Genomic DNA, 2,847 nt, shown 5'->3' with positions numbered 1-2,847 from the left:
TCATGGTCACGAGCCACCCCAAGACGCCACAACAGACCAGCAGGCCCAACGTGCCGAAAATACCACCGATGATTGCTGCGATCATGCAGCCGCTCATTCGTTTTTTCGGAACCGGCGGAAGAGGCTGTGGTTCGTGAGGAGTATCAACCCAAAGATCGTTTCCGGACATTGAAGCAGTTCCTTGCGTTTGATTGAGTTGGATAGTTTTCTGGATGGCCGGAGCTATCGTCGTGGTGTGCGATGGCGACGCTGCTGAAATTCCAGATTCAACGCCCGGGAAGCGAACGTCAATTACCGGTACAAGGTGACACTGTTTCTAGAATTTATCAATAATCGCAACATGAAAACGTGCCGCGATGACCAGCCTGCTTCCATCAATCGCCCCGGTTTCACTAACCTGCGGTCTGGTTCCCGGCTTTCTCAGCAGCGAACAGGCTTATGAGCGACGCAGAAATCTTTCAATTTCGTGCCAACTCCGCCTGTCAGACACGAGCTTGACTCGAAACGGGCTCATGACTCCAACTCCACACCGCTCGATCTGCCCTCCCGTGATGTCAATGTATTTCCGTGTCCGGGCCTCGATTTGGTTTGCAAATCAATGACCTGCTATCGTATCTCTAGGCGGATATCAACTTGATTCACCGAAGGCAGATCTGATGAATGTGAGAGCGAATGATGACCAAGCCTCGCACTCTGACACCTCAGCCCGCGATCGAGAACTGGCTGCAATTCGGGGACTCGCAACGGCCTACTCACGACTGCGACAGGAAATCGGTAAGGTCATCATCGGACAGGATGATGTTATCGATCAATTGCTGATCGCCATGTTCTGCAAGTCGCACTGTCTCCTGATGGGTGTCCCCGGGCTGGCGAAAACATTACTGGTCAGCACCGTCGCGAAAATCCTGCAACTGTCCTATCGCCGAATCCAGTTCACCCCGGACCTCATGCCGTCCGACATCACTGGCACAGACGTTCTCCAGGAAGACCCCGACTCCGGAAGACGCCTTTTTCAATTCATGCAGGGGCCGATTTTTACCAATGTGCTTCTCGCCGATGAAATCAACCGCACTCCACCCAAGACGCAGGCGGCGCTGCTGGAAGCCATGCAGGAAAGACATGTCACGGTCGGTTCGAACACCTATCGACTGCCCGTCCCGTTCTTTGTGCTCGCGACGCAGAATCCGATCGAGCAGGAAGGGACCTATCCTCTTCCCGAGGCACAACTGGACCGGTTTATGTTCAACATCGTCGTGAAGTACCCTGACGCCGCAGAGGAATTGCGAATCCTCAAGCAGACCACCAGCGGAGAAGAACCGCAGCTCACCGTGACCCTGACGGGTCGACAGATTCTCGCACTTCAGGAAGTGGTGCGCAGGGTTCCCGTCGCAGAACACGTCTTTATTTACGCACGAGATCTGGTGCGAGCCACACGGCCCCGAGAAGCCGATGCACCAGGCTTTGTGAAAGAATATCTCTCGTGGGGAGCAGGGCCCCGAGCAGGACAGAATCTGATTCTCGGTGCGAAAGCTCGCGCCTTGCTTCAAGGACGATTTCACGTGATGACAGAAGACATCAAGGCGATGGCGCACCCGGTGCTGCGCCATCGCCTTGTCACGACGTTCGCTGCCCAGAGCCAGAAGATCGATGCCGATGCGGTGATCGAGATGCTCATCGACAAAGTGCCCGTCGAACTCAATCAACGGGCAGAGCGGCTGGCTCGTGGCTGAAAGACCCGCTTACTTCTCGTCTGAGGCACAGGTCCAGGGATCAAGCGAGTCCTGGTAGTTGAGCAATTCTTCTGGCTTGAAGTAAATGGCCAGTTCGCGGGCAGCAGCATCAGTACCGTCACTGCCATGAACCAGGTTCATCTGACGACTCAACCCGAAATCGCCACGGATGGTTCCCAGCGGAGCTTCCCGTCCATTGGTTGAACCGAGCATGGCCCGAATCACGGAGATCGCCTGAGGCCCTTCAACGGCCAGAGCAATGACCGGCCCCGAGGTGATGAACTGCTCAAGCATGGGATAGAACGGCTTGCTGACGTGTTCGGCGTAGTGCTGCTTGGAAAGCTCGGGTGTCACCTTCAGCATCTTCATCCCGACAATCTTCAGTCCCTTGGACTCGAATCGTCCCAGGATCTCTCCCACCAGACGACGAGCCACGGCATCGGGCTTCAGCAAAACAAAACTACGTTCCAGCGCCATCGAACATTCCTTAACTGTTGAAAAATGAAAGTTGACTCATTCCGGCCAACAACGTCACCGCGACGAATAGTGCCAATCTGGAACCACTTGATCAGACTAGAGACGATGGCCGGTGTCGGCTCAAGCCTTGGCCATCAACTGCAGAAACTCTTGAAAGAGATAGCTGCTGTCATGCGGTCCGGCTGCGGCCTCAGGATGATACTGCACACTGAAGGCGGGAAACTCTCGATGTCGAAACCCTTCGATCGTCTGATCGTTCAGATTCACGTGGGTGACTTCGAGGCTGTCGGGCAGTGTCTCGGCCGAGATTGCAAAACCATGGTTCTGCGATGTGATCTCAACCCGACCGTTCGCTTTATTCAGAACGGGTTGATTGGCCCCTCGATGCCCAAACTTCAGCTTGTATGTCTCGGCACCGCTGGCCAGTCCCAGAAGCTGATGGCCCAGACAAATCCCGAAAACGGGTGTCTTGCCGAGCAAATTGCGAATCGTCGAGATCGCGTAGGTGAGGGGTTCCGGATCGCCAGGCCCGTTAGACAGAAATACGCCGTCCGGTTTGAGTGCGAGCACTTCTTCGGCGGACGCGTTTCCGGGAACAACCGTCACCCGACATCCTATCGCCTTCAGGTGCCGCAGGATG

General features: G+C 55.3%; 3 protein-coding genes. 1 reads left to right on the top strand and 2 read right to left on the bottom strand.

Annotated elements, in window-relative coordinates; genetic code table 11:
- The first annotated feature begins 656 nt into the window (after window positions 1-656).
- Window positions 657-1,730, top strand: a complete 1,074-nt coding sequence (locus VGE80_RS09800) for an AAA family ATPase (RefSeq protein ID WP_373651004.1) — start codon at window positions 657-659, stop codon at window positions 1,728-1,730.
- A 9-nt stretch (window positions 1,731-1,739) separates the two neighbouring features.
- Here the strand turns inward: VGE80_RS09800 and ndk are convergent, their stop codons facing one another.
- Window positions 1,740-2,201, bottom strand: a complete 462-nt coding sequence (ndk, locus tag VGE80_RS09795; protein WP_373653868.1) for a nucleoside-diphosphate kinase — start codon at window positions 2,199-2,201, stop codon at window positions 1,740-1,742.
- A 126-nt stretch (window positions 2,202-2,327) separates the two neighbouring features.
- Window positions 2,328-2,847: carbamoyl phosphate synthase small subunit (locus tag VGE80_RS09790; protein WP_440592536.1), on the bottom strand; the 520-nt coding region annotated here is incomplete at its 5' end.

Source organism: Schlesneria sp. (assembly GCF_036405755.1).
GTDB classification, from domain to species: Bacteria; Planctomycetota; Planctomycetia; order Planctomycetales; family Planctomycetaceae; genus Schlesneria; species Schlesneria sphaerica.
The sequence above is the reverse complement of the archived record's forward strand: the minus strand, read 5'-3'. Positions and strand labels throughout refer to the sequence as shown.